Source organism: Bartonella melophagi K-2C (assembly GCF_000278255.1).
GTDB lineage: Bacteria > Pseudomonadota > Alphaproteobacteria > Rhizobiales > Rhizobiaceae > Bartonella > Bartonella melophagi.
In genome coordinates, this window is sequence record NZ_JH725084.1 from 115,057 (window position 1) to 115,778 (window position 722).

General features: G+C 45.2%; 1 pseudogene. It reads left to right on the forward strand.

Going from position 1 to position 722, the window contains the following annotated elements:
• Positions 1-114: 114 nt before the first annotated feature.
• Positions 115-722, forward strand: a pseudogene (locus tag ME3_RS07320) (hypothetical protein); the annotation flags it as partial.

The window sequence follows — 722 nt, forward strand, 5'->3', positions numbered from 1 at the left end:
TCTGTCAATACAGTGCCTGTTAATGTAACAGATACAGGTGTTGTTAGCATAGATCCGAGAGGGGATTTATTTCCTCAGGCTCGTTGTCCTTCTAAGTTCAAAGACCCTAACAGTGTGTGTATAGGTAACCAAACTGATGTGGGGGCTAATTCCATTGGAGGTGTTGCTTTGGGTATATACTCTAAAAGTCCGTCTAGAATTATGTTCGGAGCTGCACAGGGTTATGACCCTTTTACTGGTGACATATCATTTAAAAAAGATGGTGCATGGGAAGCTAGTTACGATCCAGTCTCTGTTGGTGTTGAGGATGGCTCTAGGACACGACAGATTGCGGGTGTAGCTGCTGGTCGTGTTGATACTGATGCGGCGAACGTCGCTCAGTTGAAGGCGTTAAGAAGATGGGTAGAGAATGAAGGGTTTATGTGGAGACTTTCTGCTGACGGGGTGACGTTTAATGTTCAAAAAGGTGGTCGGGTTAGCTTTCAAGGGGAGGACAATATTACAACTTTCTTGAAAGGTGAAGAAGGTAGGCCGCCTGAGCTTCATTTTGGTCTGGCTGATGATGTTCTGCTACAGAGTATTGAAATAGTTGATGGTCTGAAGATAGATAGTGATGGGGTTGATGCTAGAGATAAAAAAATTGCTGGCTTGGCAGCGGGAAAGCTTTCAGAGGACTCGACCGAAGCGGTAACAGGTGCGCAGCTTTATGGTGTCAAGCAAAA